15 protein-coding genes are annotated in these 14,452 nt (G+C 70.5%); 6 read left to right on the top strand and 9 right to left on the bottom strand.

Features of this window, described 5'->3' with window-relative positions; genetic code table 11:
- Nucleotides 1–4: 4 nt before the first annotated feature.
- Nucleotides 5–1,336, bottom strand: a complete 1,332-nt coding sequence (locus tag AC2YHJ_RS09835) for an NAD(P)/FAD-dependent oxidoreductase (RefSeq protein WP_487395683.1) — start codon at nucleotides 1,334–1,336, stop codon at nucleotides 5–7.
- A gap of 59 nt (nucleotides 1,337–1,395) precedes the next feature.
- On the opposite strand from AC2YHJ_RS09835, the gene AC2YHJ_RS09830 reads away from it, so the two are divergent.
- Both AC2YHJ_RS09830 and AC2YHJ_RS09825 read left to right on the top strand, forming a co-directional pair.
- Nucleotides 1,396–2,178 (top strand): glycosyltransferase family 2 protein, encoded by a 783-nt coding sequence (locus tag AC2YHJ_RS09830; protein WP_487395681.1) that lies wholly within the window; start codon nucleotides 1,396–1,398, stop codon nucleotides 2,176–2,178.
- The gene (locus tag AC2YHJ_RS09825; RefSeq protein WP_487395680.1) at nucleotides 2,162–2,542 is read left to right on the top strand and encodes a hypothetical protein; all 381 of its coding nucleotides are present in this window, start codon (nucleotides 2,162–2,164) and stop codon (nucleotides 2,540–2,542) included. Before AC2YHJ_RS09830 ends, AC2YHJ_RS09825 begins: the two co-directional genes overlap by 17 nt.
- A gap of 110 nt (nucleotides 2,543–2,652) precedes the next feature.
- On the opposite strand, the gene fabG is transcribed toward AC2YHJ_RS09825, so the two are convergent.
- Nucleotides 2,653–3,357 (bottom strand): 3-oxoacyl-ACP reductase FabG, encoded by a 705-nt coding sequence (gene fabG, locus AC2YHJ_RS09820; protein ID WP_487395678.1) that lies wholly within the window; start codon nucleotides 3,355–3,357, stop codon nucleotides 2,653–2,655.
- Nucleotides 3,357–4,178, bottom strand: a complete 822-nt coding sequence (locus AC2YHJ_RS09815) for a HesA/MoeB/ThiF family protein (protein ID WP_487395676.1) — start codon at nucleotides 4,176–4,178, stop codon at nucleotides 3,357–3,359. Before AC2YHJ_RS09815 ends, fabG begins: the two co-directional genes overlap by 1 nt.
- Nucleotides 4,179–4,409: 231 nt before the next feature.
- Between AC2YHJ_RS09815 and AC2YHJ_RS09810 the strand changes: the two genes are divergently transcribed.
- Nucleotides 4,410–5,675 carry an MgtC/SapB family protein gene (locus AC2YHJ_RS09810; protein WP_487395675.1) on the top strand — a complete coding sequence of 422 codons (1,266 nt, stop codon included), beginning with the start codon at nucleotides 4,410–4,412 and terminating at the stop codon, nucleotides 5,673–5,675.
- A gap of 11 nt (nucleotides 5,676–5,686) precedes the next feature.
- Here the strand turns inward: AC2YHJ_RS09810 and AC2YHJ_RS09805 are convergent, their stop codons facing one another.
- From AC2YHJ_RS09805 to AC2YHJ_RS09785, 5 genes are all read right to left on the bottom strand, one after another.
- Entirely contained in the window at nucleotides 5,687–6,658 is a 972-nt protein-coding gene (locus tag AC2YHJ_RS09805; RefSeq protein ID WP_487395674.1) for a Bug family tripartite tricarboxylate transporter substrate binding protein, read from the bottom strand.
- A 111-nt stretch (nucleotides 6,659–6,769) separates the two neighbouring features.
- A complete protein-coding gene (locus tag AC2YHJ_RS09800; RefSeq protein WP_487395672.1) occupies nucleotides 6,770–7,876 on the bottom strand; it encodes an alanine racemase in 1,107 nt (368 codons plus the stop codon).
- 8 nt (nucleotides 7,877–7,884) lie between these two features.
- Nucleotides 7,885–8,337 (bottom strand): hypothetical protein, encoded by a 453-nt coding sequence (locus AC2YHJ_RS09795; protein WP_487395671.1) that lies wholly within the window; start codon nucleotides 8,335–8,337, stop codon nucleotides 7,885–7,887.
- A gap of 70 nt (nucleotides 8,338–8,407) precedes the next feature.
- Nucleotides 8,408–9,913: a M81 family metallopeptidase gene (locus AC2YHJ_RS09790; RefSeq protein WP_487395669.1), complete on the bottom strand. Its 1,506-nt coding sequence runs from the start codon at nucleotides 9,911–9,913 to the stop codon at nucleotides 8,408–8,410.
- Nucleotides 9,913–11,037, bottom strand: a complete 1,125-nt coding sequence (locus AC2YHJ_RS09785; RefSeq protein ID WP_487395668.1) for a pyridoxal-phosphate dependent enzyme — start codon at nucleotides 11,035–11,037, stop codon at nucleotides 9,913–9,915. Before AC2YHJ_RS09785 ends, AC2YHJ_RS09790 begins: the two co-directional genes overlap by 1 nt.
- A gap of 276 nt (nucleotides 11,038–11,313) precedes the next feature.
- Here AC2YHJ_RS09785 and AC2YHJ_RS09780 point away from each other — a divergent pair, with 276 nt between their 5' ends.
- A complete protein-coding gene (locus AC2YHJ_RS09780) occupies nucleotides 11,314–12,285 on the top strand; it encodes a Bug family tripartite tricarboxylate transporter substrate binding protein (protein ID WP_487395667.1) in 972 nt (323 codons plus the stop codon).
- Entirely contained in the window at nucleotides 12,286–12,792 is a 507-nt protein-coding gene (locus tag AC2YHJ_RS09775) for a prolyl-tRNA synthetase associated domain-containing protein (RefSeq protein WP_487395666.1), read from the top strand.
- 3 nt (nucleotides 12,793–12,795) lie between these two features.
- Here AC2YHJ_RS09775 and AC2YHJ_RS09770 read toward each other — a convergent pair whose 3' ends face one another.
- Nucleotides 12,796–13,392, bottom strand: a complete 597-nt coding sequence (locus AC2YHJ_RS09770; protein WP_487395665.1) for a 2'-5' RNA ligase family protein — start codon at nucleotides 13,390–13,392, stop codon at nucleotides 12,796–12,798.
- A 119-nt stretch (nucleotides 13,393–13,511) separates the two neighbouring features.
- Here AC2YHJ_RS09770 and AC2YHJ_RS09765 point away from each other — a divergent pair, with 119 nt between their 5' ends.
- A complete protein-coding gene (locus AC2YHJ_RS09765; protein WP_487395664.1) occupies nucleotides 13,512–14,450 on the top strand; it encodes a tetratricopeptide repeat protein in 939 nt (312 codons plus the stop codon).
- Nucleotides 14,451–14,452 lie beyond the last annotated feature (2 nt).

The raw sequence follows: 14,452 nt of genomic DNA, 5'->3' as shown, positions 1-14,452 counted from the left end.
AAGTTCAACCCACCGCCACCGCGTCGCGCACCTTCACCAGCCCGTCCGGCCGCAGCCGGTATCCGAAGCGATGCGCGACGGTCAGCAGGTGGTACGCCGCCTTGAAGGCCAGCACCGGCAATTGCCGGTTGGCATTGGCATGGACATCCCCGGCCAGCAGGCTGACCAGCCCCTCGCGCATGCGGAAGCGGTTCGACGGCGTCATGAACATGTCGCGCAGCACCGGATTGTTGATCCGGTAGATCAGCCAGGACAGCGAACCGATCGCCCGCTTCACCTTGCGCTCGAAGGCCCGCGCCATGGGCGCGGCGCGGGCGGGATCGTCGAGCCAGGTATCGGCGACCTCCGCCCCCATCTCGGCACTCGCCATCGCCAGCAGCACGCCGGATGAGAAGACCGGATCGAGGAAGGCATAGGCATCGCCGGCCATCAGCCAGCCATCCCCGTGCATCACCTTGGATGAGTACGAGTAGTTGCCGGTGGTGGTGGCGTCGCTGATCAGCTCCGCACCTTCGATGCGGCGTGCGACGGAAGGCACGGCGCGCAGCGTGGCGAGGAAGAAGTCGCGCACCTCGCCACGCCGGCGCTTGAAGAAATCCGGGTTGGAAACGACGCCGATGCTCATGACCCCATCAGGGAGCGGGATCATCCAGAACCATCCCTCGTCGAAGAGATGGATGGTGATATTGCCATCCTCCTCCGTCTCGTTCCCGAAGGGGGCGACGCCGCGGAAATGGCCGTAGATCGCCGCGGTGTTGTTGTGCGGGTTGCGCGCCTTGCTGCCCATGCTGTTGGCCAGCACGGTGTCGCGCCCCGAGGCATCGATTACGAAGCGCGGGCGGAAGGCATGGATGACGTCATCCCCGCCGCGCGCGGTAACGCGATGCCCGGCCTGTGCGTCGAGCGCCACGTCCAGCACGCGCATGCCTTCGCGTACATCGGCCCCGGCCGTCCGGGCGCGGGTGAACAGCACCTCGTCGAACTGGCTGCGCCGCACCTGGTAGGCGTAGGTGTAGTCCTGGTTCAGCCCGGCGGCGAAGGAGAAGGCGGTGTGGTTGCCATGCTCGTCCGAGACGAAGCGCGCGCCGGGCTTGTGCACGCCGATCTCCGCCATGCGGTCCGCCACGCCGAGCGTCTCGAAGATGCGCAGGTTGAGCGGCAGCAGGCTTTCCCCGATGTGGAAGCGCGGATGGCGGTCCTTCTCAAGCAGGATGACGTGGCGGCCCTTCCCGGCCAGCAGCGTCGCCGCCGTGGCACCGGCCGGTCCGCCGCCGATGATCAGGACGTCGCAGGCCGTGCTGTCCTGTTGCGGCATGGCGGAAGTATCAAGCGGCATGGGCCTGTGTCCTGCTGCAATCCGGCGATAGGATGAAGCCCCATTCCACCCGGTTTCCCGTGACAGACGCAACCGCCCCCGCGCCGGCATCCGTGGTCGCCGTCATTCCTGCCTACCAGGAAGCGGCGACGATCGCGGCGGTGGTCACGCGGCTGCACGCCGCCATGCCGGGCCTTGCCGTGCTGGTGATGGATGACGGGTCGTCGGACGGCACGGGCGCCGCAGCGGCCGAAGCGGGGGCCGAGGTGCTGGGCGGCGCGGCGAACCAGGGCAAGGGCGCGGCACTGCGCCGGGGCATGCGCGCCGCATTGGAGCGTGGGGCCGGCTTCGTCGCGACGCTGGACGGCGACGGCCAGCACCGGCCGGAAGACCTGCCGCGCCTGGTCGCCCTCGCAGCGCCTGACGTGATCGTGATCGGATCCCGCCGAGGCGCGGCCGGCCAGCCGGCGGCGCGGCGGCGAGCCAACCGCGTGGCGGATTTCTGGATCTCCTGGGCGGCGCGGCATCCCGTCTCGGACAGCCAGTCGGGGTTCCGCATCTACCCAGCCGCGGCGCTGTCGGACCTCGCGCGGTATGAAGGCCGCGCCCGGGGCTTTTCCTTCGAGAGCGAGATCCTGATCGACGCGGCACGGCGCGGCATCACCACGGTGGCGGCGGAGATCCCGGCGCTCTATGGCGCGACGCTGCGCCGACCCAGTCATTTCCGACCCGTTGCGGACATCGCGCGGATCGTCATCATGGTCGCGGGCAAGCTGCTGGCGCGCGGTATGGACCCGGTCGGGCTACTGCGCAGCCTCACGCCGCCGCGAAGGAAGGAGGGACCCGATGCTCCATCGTCGTGAGATGCTGCCGGTGATGATCGCCATCGGCGCCAGCGCCGGGCTCGGCGCCTGCCGCGAAGACACAGTTTACCAGAGCACTGGCGGCCAGTTCCCCGGCACCGGCACGATGGAACAGCGGGAGGCACTGATCCGCCGCGCCGCACCGGCTTCGGACGGCTGGTCGGTCCAGCCGGTGCGGTACGGCCTGCTGCGCGCGACCAATGCCTGGAACACCCACCAGATGACGGTGGACATCGCCTTCGACATCCGCACCTTCACCATCAGCTACGTGGACAGCGTGAACCTGGACTACGACGGCGCGCGCATCCACGTCGCCTACAATGAGCGCGTCCGCGCGCTGGAGACGGCGATCCTGCGCGGGTAAGATATTTCGTTGCCCTCACGCGGCGGGCGCGGAGCTACTAACAGTTTGGGCGCGGTCGCGCTGTGCGCTGCTGGCCCGATGCGGCGCATTGGGCTGGCAAACACGATCGCCTACGCCATCCCGCCATTGATCGAGACGGTCTGCCCGCTGATGTAGGCAGCGCGGTCGGAGCACAGGAAGGCGACGAGTTCCGCCACTTCCTCCGGCCGGCCGAGCCGCTTCGCAGGCACCATCTGCTTCACCGCCTCGGGCGGCACGGCGGCGGCGATGGCGGGGCTGTCGATCAGCCCGGGGGCGACGGCATTCACCGTGACGCCGCGCGGTGCGCATTCCAGCGACAGCGCCCGCACCGCCCCGATCAGTCCGGCCTTGGCCGCGGCGTAATTCGCCTGTCCGCGATTGCCCATGATGGCCGAGACGGAGGACATCGCGACGATCCGCCCATTGCGCGTGCCCATCATCGGCAGCAGCAGCGGCCGCGCGACATGGAAGAAACCATCGAGCGACACCGCCATGACGTGCCGCCACTGCGCTTCCGTCATCGCCGCCATCGGCACGTCGTCATGCGCGCCGGCATTGTGAACCAGCACCTGGATCGGGCCGACTTCCAGCAGCGCCTCGCAGGCCGCGCGCGCGGCATCGTGGTCGGTGATGTCGAAGGTGACGGCGTTGCCGCCGATCTCCGCCGCCAGCGCCGTGGCGCGATCGACATTGGCATGTGCATGCACGATCACCGCGCAGCCGTCGCGCGCCAGCGCGCGGCAGATCGCCGCCCCGATCGGGCTGGCGCCGCCGGTGACCAGAGCTCGGCGCATCACACCGCGCAGACCGGCCCGGCCATGTCGCCATGGGCGGACAAGTCGCGGATCGTCGCCTCCGGCCCGCACAGCGCGCAGGCGGGGTCGCGCTTCAGCCGCACCGTGCGGAAGCGCGCATCCAGCGCATCCCACAGCAGCAGTCGGCCCTTCAGCGGGTCGCCGATACCCATGATCAGCTTCAGCACCTCGGTCGCCTGCAGCGTGCCCATCACGCCGGTCACCGCGCCCAGCACGCCGGCCTCCGAACAGGTCGGCACCAGGCCTTCCGGCGGCGGTTCGGGATGCAGGCAGCGATGGCAGGGGCAGGTCCCGTCATGCCCGGCGAAGACGGAAAGCTGCCCCTCGAAGCGCAGCACCGCCGCGCTGACCAGCGGCCGGCCCAGCAGGTGGCAGGCATCGCCGAGCAGGAAGCGCGTGGCGAAATTGTCGGTGCCGTCGCAGACGATGTCATAGCGCGGGATCAGCTCCTGCGCGGCTGCGGCATCCAGCCGCCGCGCATGGACCTCGACGACGGTGCCCGGGTTCAGGTCGTGCAGCGTCTCCGCCACGCTCTCGGCCTTGTTGCGGCCGATCCGCGCGGTGGTGTGGGCAACCTGGCGCTGCAGGTTCGACAGTTCCAGCCGGTCGTCATCGACCAGGCCGATCGTGCCGATGCCCGCCGCGGCGAGATACAGCGCGAGCGGCGAGCCGAGCCCGCCGGCGCCGATGATCAGCACCCGCGCCGCGCGCAGCTTCGCCTGGCCGGTCGCGCCGACCTCCTGCAACAGGATGTGGCGGGAATAGCGGTGCAGTTCCGCCTCGGTGAAGTCGAGATCCATGGGTGGGGATATGGGCGCGGGCGGCGGCGCTGCGCAAGGCGGACGGAACCGGAGGGGCGCTGCCCCTCCGGCCCGCCCCGCCAAAGGGCAGTGCCCTTTGGAATGCCGTTCTCTGGTGCCAGGCGCCAGGTGATGGTTTCCAAAGACCTCAGGCCTTTGGTTGGGTGGCTTGGAGGGGCAAAGCCCCTCCAACGGCTTGCGGCGCACGCGTCGCCCGCGCGAAATGCGCGCATGGATGGCGAGAATCTGATCCGCCGGCTGGCCGTTGCGCTGGCGATCGGCCTGCTGGTGGGTGCGGAGCGTCACTGGCGTGAACGGGATGCCTCCCCGGGCCAGCGCACGGCTGGCGTGCGGACCTTCGCGCTGATCGGGCTCTCCGGCGGCATTGTTGGCGCGCTGGCGGGCCCGGCGGGGCAGGTCGGCGGCGCAATGCTGCTGGCCGCCGGGCTCCTCGCCATGGTCGCCGCGGTGCTGCCCTTCGCCTTGCGGGAGGCTGAGGCGGAGAACAATTTCAGCGCCACCAGCCTGGTCGCCGCCATCGCCACCTATGCGCTCGGCGCCCTTGCCGTCACCGGACAGGTCGCGGCGGCCGGCGCCGCGGCGGTGGCGATGACCGGCGTGCTCGCGCTGCGCGAATCCCTGCACGGGCTGCTGGCGCGGATCACCTGGGCGGAGATGCGGTCCGCCATCCTGCTGCTGTCCATGACGCTGGTGGCCTTGCCGCTGGTGCCGGACGAGCCGATCCGCTGGCTGGCTGGCGTCAATCTGCACAAGGTATGGACGCTGGCGATCCTGCTCGCGGGCATATCCTTCCTCGGCTACCTCGCGGTGAAGCTGGGGGGCGAGCAGCGCGGGCTGCTGCTGGCGGGTGCGGCGGGCGGGCTGGTGACGTCCACCGCGGTGACGCTCGCCAATGCGTCGTCATCGATGCAGGGCGGGCCGGCGCGCGGGCTGGCGGCGGGGGCGCTGGTCGCGGGCGCCGTGTCCTGCCTGCGCACGGTGGTCCTGGTGCTGCTGGTCGCACCGCAGATCGCCCGGCTGCTGTGGCCGGCGCTGCTTGCGGCGGCCATCGCCATGGCGGTCACGGCACTGGTGCTGTCCCTGCGCGGCACGGCGCAGGAGGACAGCCCGCAGCCGCCGGCCAATCCCTTCGAGCTCGGCGCCGTGCTGCGCATGGCCGCGCTGCTGGCGGGCGTCGGCGCGTTGGCGAAGCTCGGTGCCGAATGGCTCGGGGGCGCTGCGGTCATCATCATCGCCGCGGTCACCGGGCTGACGGATGTGGACGCGATCACCTTGTCCATGCCGCAGCTTGTGCCGGATGTGATCACCGCCACGCTCGCCGCGCGCGCCATCGCCGTGGCGGTGGCAAGCAACATCATCGCCAAGGCAGTCTACGCTGCGGCACTCGGCAACCGCGCCTATGGGCGGTTGTACGGCATCGGCTCGCTTGCGGCGCTCGGCGCGGGCGCTGTTCTGCTGGTGCTGACGGCGCGGTAGGGCGGCGTGCCTCAGTCCACCGTCGCGCCGCTCTCACGCACGATCGGCGCCCATTTCTCGGCCTCGGCACGGATGAAGCGGGCGAGATCCTCGGCGCTGCCGGGCATCGGCTCCACGCCATGGCGCGCGAGATGGCCGCGTACCTCGGCATCCTCCATCGTCTCGCGCATCGCGGCGTTGATGCGCGCGACGATGTTCGCCGGCAGGCCCTTCGGGCCGAGCAGCGCATACCAGTTCGCGACCTCGTAGCCGGGCAGCGTCTCCGCCACGGTGGGCAGGTCGGGCAGCAGCACCGAACGCTGCGGCGTGACCACGGCGAGCGCCCGCAGCCGCCCGCCCTCGACCTGCGGCAGTGCAGTTGGCGCGGTGGAGAAGGCGAAATCCGTCTTGCCCGAGAGCAGGTCCGTCATCAGCGGCCCGCCGCCGCGATAGGGCACGTGGATCGTGCGGATGCCGGCCATGCGGTCGAGCAGCGCGCCCGCCAGGTGACCCGCGCCGCCGACACCGGAGGAACCATAGGACAGCGTGTCCGGCCGCGCCTTCGCCGCGGCGATCAGGTCCGCGACGTTGCGCCAGGGCCGGTCGGCCGGCACGACCAGGACATTCAGCACCGACCCGGCCATGGCGATCGGCGTCAGGTCGGTCTGTGGGTTGAAGGGCAGGTTGCGGTAGAGTGTCGGGTTGATCGCCAGCGCGCCGATCGTGCCCATCAGCAGCGTGGTGCCATCGGGGGCGGCGCGCACCACCGTCTCGGTGGCGAGGTTGCCGCCGGCGCCGGGGCGGTTATCCACCACGATCGGCTGGCCGAGCAGCGATTGCAGCTTGGGCTGGATGGTGCGGGTGCTGATGTCGGTGGCACCGCCGGCGGCGAAGCCGACGACGACACGGATGGGGCGGGTCGGCGTCCAGTCGGCGGCCTGGGCGCGCAGGGCGCGCGGCGCGGCGAGGATCGGCAGCGCGGCAAGGCTGCGGCGGGTGATCATGGGCTTCCTCCGGCGGACACGGTCGGCCCGTTGGTTCGGGCCTCGGCGCTGTCTACCCGGCGGCCGGTGCGGCGGGAAGGCGCAAGCGACGGGTCAGGCGCCTTGCCCGTGTCACCAGCCGTTGACGCGGTCCCAGACGGCGATCACGTCGCGCCCGCCATCGACCACGTAGTACCGGTCATGCGCCGCCACCGTCAGGCAGGTGTGGTTGGGCGCAATGCGCACCAACGCACCGATCGGCAGCCGGTCGAAGGGCAGCGGGCCATCGCCATGCACCTCCCCATGTTCCTGGTGCACGCGCGCGACGATCGCATCGCCGAAAGTGCGTTTGCCGTCGGCATCGAGCATCAGGCCGAAACCGTAATCCTTCGGTGCCTTCTCCGTGCTGCGGTCCTTGGACAGGGCGATGGCGCCTGCATCGACCAGCACCGCGTTGCGATCCGGCTTGCGCCCGGTGACCGCTGTCAGGGCGGTGACGGCGATGTCGTCCATCCCATGCGTGCCGATCTGGCCCTGGAACAGGTCACCGAACATATAGACCCCGGCGCGGATGTCGGTGATGCCCGACATGTCGCGCCCATGCAGCGCAGTCGGCGACGAACCGACCGAGACGACATCGACCTTCGCCCCCATGGCCCGCAGGCGCCCGGCGGCAAGCATTGCACCGCGATGCTCCGCCTCCGCCACCGCTTGCAGGCCTGCCTCGCTGCGTTCGGCGTAGGAATGCCCGGCATGGGTCATCACGCCCGCGCAGCGCGCGCCGAGCCGGCCGGCAATCTCGGTCAGCAGGGTGGAATCGGGGGCGACGCCGCCGCGGCCCTCGCCGCAATCGACCTCGACCAGGGCGCGCAGCGGCCCGGGATGGGCGGCGATCGCGGTGGCGACGTCGGCATCGTCGGTGATGACCTTCACGTCGCCGCCCTCGGCATTCAGCGCGGCGATGGCATCGAGCTTCGCCGGCGTGATGCCGACCGCATAGATCTGGTCACGGAAGCCGCCGCCGGCGAAGTAGCGCGCCTCGGCGACCGTGCTGACGGTGATTGGCCCCTTGCCCGGCGCGGCGAGGTCGGCCACCGCGATCGACTTCGCGGTCTTCATGTGCGGGCGCAGCACCAGCCCCGGATGCCGCGACACCGCCGCCTGCATATGGGCGAGGTTGCGCTTCAGGATGCCGAGGTCGAGCACCAGGCAGGGAGTGGGCAAATCGTCGAGGGTCATGGATCCGTTCACCAGCGCCGCATCACCGAGAGTTCGATCAGCGATTGTTCGAGTTCGCGCCCGCCATCGACGCGGCGCAGGCCGATGACGGCATAGGGCGTCTGCCAGCGCGTCATGGCAGCGCCCTGGCCCTGCTGGGTGCCGAGCGCGCTGGCATCGGGCAGGCAGCCCGCGACCTCGCGTTCCAGCGCGGCGAAGCGTTGGCGGGTCTCGGCCGGAGCCGCGTCGTGGCGGAACATGGTCGCGAAATAGGCGCCGTGGACCGGCCCATCCTGCGACTGGATCATGCCGCGCCGCTCATCCAGCGAACCGGGGATGTTGTGTCCCATGCGCGGCAGCCAGTCGAAGTCGCTCTGCGCCGCCTGGACGAGGCCTTGCAGCCCCTCGCAGAAGGCCCGGTCGGCCTGGGCTTCGAGGGGCAGGCTCGCGAGCAGGGTCAGGGCCAGGAGGTGGCGGCGCACGGGACGTCTCCGGGGTTCGATCGGCGGCAGGCTTAGAACAGATCGGGGTCCGGTGGAATCACCAGCGGGCTCACGGCCAGCGCGCCTCCGCATCGATGGGCAGCACCGGGCGGGGCAGGTGCTTCCAGTCGAACCGGGCCAGGATAGGGGAGGTGAGGCCGGGACAATCCACCTCGACGACCTGTTCGTGCTTGAAGAATTCGTCGAAGCCGCCGCGGAAATGGCCGCGGGATTTCACCACGACGCAACGCGCCCTGCCGATGTCGAGACCGAGATGCTCGAAGAAAACCGGATCGGCGCATTGCGCGCGGCCTTCCGTGACCACGACCGACAACTCGCCGACCTGCAGGCAGACAGTGCGGCCGAGCGTCATCGCCGTGCCGGCATAGATGCCGCGCCGGCCGGTGACATTGCCGTCGGAGACGGCGCGGACGGTTGCCTCGGCCGCGAAGGCTTTGCTGAAGGGGTCGTCCGGCGCCATGTCCCGATTGAAGCGGGCTGTGAAGCGCGCACCGACGCCGAGGCCATGGGCTTCCACCGCCAGTGGGGCGTCGAGCAGCATACCGATCAATGCGTGCTGTACCCCGGCCTTGTGGAGGGCTTCCAGGATCCAGACGGTGTTGCCGCGCCCGCCGCCGCCGGGATTGTCGGCGACATCGGCGAAGGCGAGCGGGATGGGGCTGTCCTTCGCGAGGCGCACCGCGTCGCCCAGCGAGGTGAGGTTGGCGACGAAGCGCGACCGCCTTTCCCAGGCGGCTTCAGCGAGGCGCTGCGCCAGGCCTTCGGCGGCGTCCTTCTCCGTCGCGGTGACGATGACCGAGAAGCCGTTGAACGGCGTGTCGGCATAGGAGAACCCCGCCATGGCAGAGACATTGGCGATACGCGAATCCTGCGCCGCCAGCGCCTGGCCGAGGTCGATCACCTCCGCATAGGGACCCTGCGCCGTCAGCAGCGCGGTCTGCGGCGAGACGATGGGCAGCCGGCGATGGCCGCGATGGAAGCGTTCCCCCGCCAGCAGCCGGCGCAGCAGCTGCGCGCTCTCAGCGCCACGCTCGCGCATGTCCATGTGCGGGTTGGTGCGGTAGCCGACAAAGGCATCCACCGTCGCCACCATGCGATCCGAGACATTGGCGTGCAGGTCGTAGGAACAGACCAGCGGGATGTCGCCGAGGATCTCCCGGATCATCGCCTGGATGGTGCCTTCCGGATCGTGGTCGTCGGTGGTCAGCCCCGCGCCATGCATGACGCAATAGACGCCATCGACCTGGCCCTTCGCCGCTTCCAGGCCGCGGCGCCAGATCGCCATCATCTCGGCGAAGACGTTGGCCTCGACCGGGCCGTTCGGCTCGGCCATGGCGAGCAGGATCGGTACTGGCCGCCATGGTCCGGCGGCATCCATGTCGGCGACGAAGCCGGGCATCTCGGCCAGCGCGCGTGGTGCGGCGCTGCGCGCGTCGGTGACGACGGCCTCGCCTTCCAGGTAGCAGCGGCCGGTGAAATCCGCGCGCGTCGCCACCGGGGCGAAGCGATTGCACTCGATGGAGAAGCCCAGCAGGGCGATGCGCGGCCCAGCCATCAGATCGCGACGCCCAGCAGTTCCGCGATGCGCGGCGTGGACTTCAGTCCGGTACCGGTCAGCACCACCACCGTCGTCTGATCCGCCGTGATGGTCCCGGCGGCGAGCAGCTTCGCGAAGGCCGCCGCCGCCTGGGCGGAGGTCGGTTCGACATAGATGCCGGTCCGCGCGAGGTCGAGCGTCGCGGCGGCGATCTCATCCTCGCCCAGCATCACCGCACCGCCGGCGGAGTTCGTCAGCACCTGGTTGACCTCCATGGTGCGCAGCGGCTGCGCGATCGCGGTGCCTTCGGCAATGGTGGGCTGCGCGGCGACCGGCGCCTCGCCGAGGAACGCGCGCGCGATCGGCGCGCAATTGGCGGGCTGTGCTGCGAAGATGCGCGGCAGGCGGTCGATCTCCCCCGCGCGCAGCAACTCCGCGAAGCCGATGCCGCAGCCAAGCACGTTCGACCCGGCGCCGCAGGGCACGATGACATTGTCAGGTGCTGCGAAGCCGAGATCCTCCCACAGCTCATACGCCAACGTCTTGGTGCCGTGCAGGAAGAAGGGATGCCAGTTGTGGCTGGCGTAGAAGATGCGCGCGGATTCCGCGAGCGCCGCATCGGCGCAGTCCTGCCGGCTGCCGGGGATCAGTTGGATCGTCGCACCCGAGGCCCGCGACTGCACCGTCTTGGCGGGCGAGGTGCTGGCCGGCACGAAGATCGTCGCCGCCATGCCGCCCGCGGCGGCATAGGCCGAGACCGCCGCGCCGCCATTGCCGGAGGAATCCTCCAGCACATCCATCACGCCCTGCGCCCGAAGCAGCGACAGCATCACCGACGCACCACGATCCTTGAAGGAGCCGGTCGGCATGAACCATTCGCATTTCAGCAGCGCAGATGCCCCGCCGATCACGCGCGGCACCAGCGGCGTGCAGCCTTCGCCCATGCTGATCGGATCCTCGGGGATGAAGGGCAGCGCAGCGGCGTAGCGCCACAGCGACCGGTCCTCGGCGCGGATCGCGTCGCGGGTGATGCCGGGCAGCGGCGTCAGCAGCAGCGGTGCCTGGTCGTCGCCGCACCAGCGCGGCGCGGCGAGGGGATAGGTGCGCCCCGTACGGGGGTCGAGATAGGCGATGTCGGTCATGATGCCGCCAGGGGATGCGCAACGCGCTGATCTGGCAAGCCCGGCAACTCATTTCACTGCACGTACGACCGGTCGCGGTTCCTGACGGAGCTGCCCTGTCGGCATCCCGCCCCTGGCTACCTCTCGCGCGCCGAACGCAAGACGAGGCATGTGGCCGGGAACCCTCGGCCTCGGCCCAGCAGTCGCCCATCGAAACGGGACGACGTCATGCCCCTCGACAGCCGGGCGCCGCCGGCCCGATCATGCCGGCAACGACCTCCCCGGGAGAGAACCATCATGGATCGCCGCTCCGTCCTCGGCCTCGCCGCCGGGGCTTTCGTCCTGCCCGCCCTGCGCAAGGCCGGCGCCCAGGCCTTCGACCGGCCGGTCCGCTTCATCGTCCCCTTTGCCCCCGGTGGCACATCGGACATCCTCGCCCGGATCCTCGCACCCGACCTGACGCGCGCCTTCGGCCAGAACGTCGTGGTGGAAAACCGCACCGGCGCCGGCGGCAACATCGGCGCCGACCTCGTCGCGAAATCCACCCCCGATGGCCACACGCTGCTGATCATCGACGTCTCGACGCTGGCGACCGCGCCGTCGCTGTACACGCGCCTGCCCTTCGACCTGAAGCGCGACCTCGCGCCGGTCACCATGCTGATCTACGCGCCCTACATCCTCGCGGTGCATCCGTCCCTGCCGGTGCAGAACGCGGCCGAACTCATGGCCTATGCCAAGGCGAATCCGCAGCGGGTCAATGTCGGCCATGCCGGCATCGGGGTGGGCAACCACCTGACCGGGCTGCTGGTCGCCCAGCATTGGGGGGCGGACCTGACCCAGGTGCCCTATCGCGGCGGTGCCGCGGCGCTGACCGCGGTGGCCGCCGGCGAGGCCCAGGTCATCATCAATGGCGCCACCGCCACCGCGCCTTTCTGCAAGCAGGGCACGCTCCGCGCGATCGCCGTCACCGGCCCGGCGCGCCTCCCCGACTTCCCCGACGTGCCGACCTTCAAGGAACTCGGATGGCCGGCGGCGGATTCGGGCACCTGGCAGGGCGTGCTGGCCCAGGGCGGCACGCCGGCACCCATGGTGAACCGCATCGCGGGCGACCTGCGTACCGCCATGGCGGTGCCCGCGACGGCCGAACGCATCACCGCCCTTGGCGCCGTCAATCGCGTGGAGGGCCCGGACAGCTTCCGCACATGGCTCGACAACGAGATCGAGGTCTGGTCCAGGGTGGTGCGCGCCAACAACATCAGACTGGACTGAATGCCCGAAACGCCCGAGGGCCTGCTCGCCCGCCTCGAAGCCGCCGGCATCGCCGCCGAGACCCGCCGCCACCCGCCCGTCTTCACGGTGGCGGAAAGCCGGGACCTGCGCGGCGAACTGCCCGGCGGGCACACCAAGAACCTGTTCCTGAAGCCCGCCAAGGGCGACGGCCCCTACCTGCTCGCGACGCTGGAGGAAGCCCGCCAGGTCTCGATCAATGCGCTGGCGCGGCTTGCCGGTGCCGGCAAGGTGTCGATGGCGAGTGCTGCGGAACTCGAAGCCACGCTCGGAGTCCCGCCAGGGTCCGTCACGCCCCTCGGGCTCGTGAACGCCGTGCCGGGCGCGGTCCGTTTCGTCATGGACCGGCACCTCGTCGATGGCTTCGACCGCATTTGGGTGCATCCGCTGACGAATGCGGCGAGCACAGGGCTCGCGCCGGGGGATCTGCTGCGCTTCCTGGCCGGGCTCGGGCACGCGGCGACGCTGCTCGACCTCGACGCCGGCTGACCGTCACAAGGTGAAGTCGGCCACCGTATCGAAGGCCAGCGTCGGGTAGATGGTCTCGCGCACCAGCCGCAGGCTGCGCACCTCGACCGGAGCGTCCAGGGCCTCGGCGACGCTGACGCGCGCCGCGTGGCGGAAGCGGGCCAGGGTGACGTGGGTGATGCCGGGAACGCGCGCCGGCCGCTCGGGCAGCCCGCAGGCGGCGGCCAGCCCGGCGCGGAAAGCCGCCAGCGGGTTTGCATCATCCAGCGCCACGATGGCGCGCGGGAAGACGCGCAGCCGGTTGAACCGCAGGCGGAAGGGCCGGGCCGTGCGGCAGGCCTCCTCGATGGCCCGATGCCAGGCCGTGCCATGCCGGGGCCAGAGCGCCGCGGCAGGCTCGGACAGAAGTTCCCCCACGTCGATCAGCGGCAACACCGTGATGTGCAGCGTCTCCGGCGGCATGAGGTGCAGGGCGGCGCCTTGTCCGGCCAGACGCGCCTGCGCCGCGACCAGCCCCGGTTCGCCCGCGAGGCCGATTTGCAGCTGCCAGGCCTCGCAGCCCCTCCCATACAGTGGGTCCACCTCCCCGCACGCCGTAGTGATGCCTATCCCCTCAGTCATTGCCTCTCCGTTCCACGGGCCGGCCGGAGCATGCGGCTTGCGTCCCGCGCCGGACAGAGCATCTATGGGACCGAACACAAGCCCGGCGACCTGCCCGCCGAGACCGAGGAATGCCTGCCATGGACGTGATTTTCGACCCCGCCCGCCAGGGTGCGCCCGCCGCCGCTGAGGGCGTCATCAAGGACGGCGACCAGAAGACCTTCATGCAGGACGTCATCGAGGCGTCACGCCAGGTCCCCGTCCTGGTCGATTTCTGGGCGACCTGGTGCGGTCCCTGCAAGACGCTGACCCCGGCGCTGGAAAAGGTGGTCACTGCCGGCGCCGGCCGCGTGCGCCTGGTCAAGATCGACATCGACCAGAACCGCTCGCTCGTTGCGCAGCTGACCCAAATGGGCCTGCCCCTGCAATCCGTCCCCACCGTGGTCGCCTTCTGGCAGGGGCAGATCCTCGACCTGTTCCAGGGTGCGCTGCCTGAATCGGAAGTGAAGCGGTTCATCGAGGGCCTACTGAAGGCCGCCGGCGGGCAGATGCCGACCGCCGACCTGCTCGCCGAGGCCGAAGCGGCCGTGGCCGAGGGCGATCACGCCGCCGCGCTGGAACTGTTCGGCGCCCTGTCGCAGCAGGAACCGGAGAACGCCAAGGCACTGGCCGGCGTTGCCCGCGCCCTGCTCGCGCTGGGTGAGGAAGACCAGGCGCTCGCCGTGCTCGACAGCGCACCGGCGAAGATCAAGGAAGCCCCCGAACTCACCGCCGCGCGCAGCGCCATCGAGATCGCGGTGGAAGGCCGCCGCGCCCGCGATCAGCTCGCCCAGCACCAGGCTCGCGTCGATGCCGACGCGGACGACCACGCAGCACGCATCGACCTGGCCGTGGCGCTGTCTGCCAACGACCAGCGCGACGCCGCGGTGGACACGTTGATCGAGGCGATCCGACGCGACCGCGCCTGGAACGAGGAAGCCGCGCGCAAGCAGCTGCTCAAGCTGTTCGACGCCTGGGGCTTCGACGACCCCGCCAGCAAGGCCGGCCGCCGCAAGCTTTCCGCCGTCCTGTTCCGCTGAGG

Source organism: Roseomonas sp. SRI_022 (assembly GCF_057586215.1).
This window is presented reverse-complemented; position numbering and strand designations above follow the sequence as displayed.

Bases quoted from the DNA above. Each gene is read 5' to 3' on its own strand.
- AC2YHJ_RS09835 (WP_487395683.1), bottom strand. From the start codon at position 1,336: ATGCCGCTTGATACTTCCGCCATGCCGCAACAGGACAGCACGGCCTGC.
- AC2YHJ_RS09825 (WP_487395680.1), top strand. From the start codon at position 2,162: ATGCTCCATCGTCGTGAGATGCTGCCGGTGATGATCGCCATCGGCGCC.
- fabG (WP_487395678.1), bottom strand. From the start codon at position 3,357: ATGCGCCGAGCTCTGGTCACCGGCGGCGCCAGCCCGATCGGGGCGGCG.
- AC2YHJ_RS09815 (WP_487395676.1), bottom strand. From the start codon at position 4,178: ATGGATCTCGACTTCACCGAGGCGGAACTGCACCGCTATTCCCGCCAC.
- AC2YHJ_RS09810 (WP_487395675.1), top strand. From the start codon at position 4,410: ATGGATGGCGAGAATCTGATCCGCCGGCTGGCCGTTGCGCTGGCGATC.
- AC2YHJ_RS09805 (WP_487395674.1), bottom strand. From the start codon at position 6,658: ATGATCACCCGCCGCAGCCTTGCCGCGCTGCCGATCCTCGCCGCGCCG.
- AC2YHJ_RS09800 (WP_487395672.1), bottom strand. From the start codon at position 7,876: ATGACCCTCGACGATTTGCCCACTCCCTGCCTGGTGCTCGACCTCGGC.
- AC2YHJ_RS09790 (WP_487395669.1), bottom strand. From the start codon at position 9,913: ATGGCTGGGCCGCGCATCGCCCTGCTGGGCTTCTCCATCGAGTGCAAT.
- AC2YHJ_RS09785 (WP_487395668.1), bottom strand. From the start codon at position 11,037: ATGACCGACATCGCCTATCTCGACCCCCGTACGGGGCGCACCTATCCC.
- AC2YHJ_RS09780 (WP_487395667.1), top strand. From the start codon at position 11,314: ATGGATCGCCGCTCCGTCCTCGGCCTCGCCGCCGGGGCTTTCGTCCTG.
- AC2YHJ_RS09775 (WP_487395666.1), top strand. From the start codon at position 12,286: ATGCCCGAAACGCCCGAGGGCCTGCTCGCCCGCCTCGAAGCCGCCGGC.
- AC2YHJ_RS09770 (WP_487395665.1), bottom strand. From the start codon at position 13,392: ATGACTGAGGGGATAGGCATCACTACGGCGTGCGGGGAGGTGGACCCA.
- AC2YHJ_RS09765 (WP_487395664.1), top strand. From the start codon at position 13,512: ATGGACGTGATTTTCGACCCCGCCCGCCAGGGTGCGCCCGCCGCCGCT.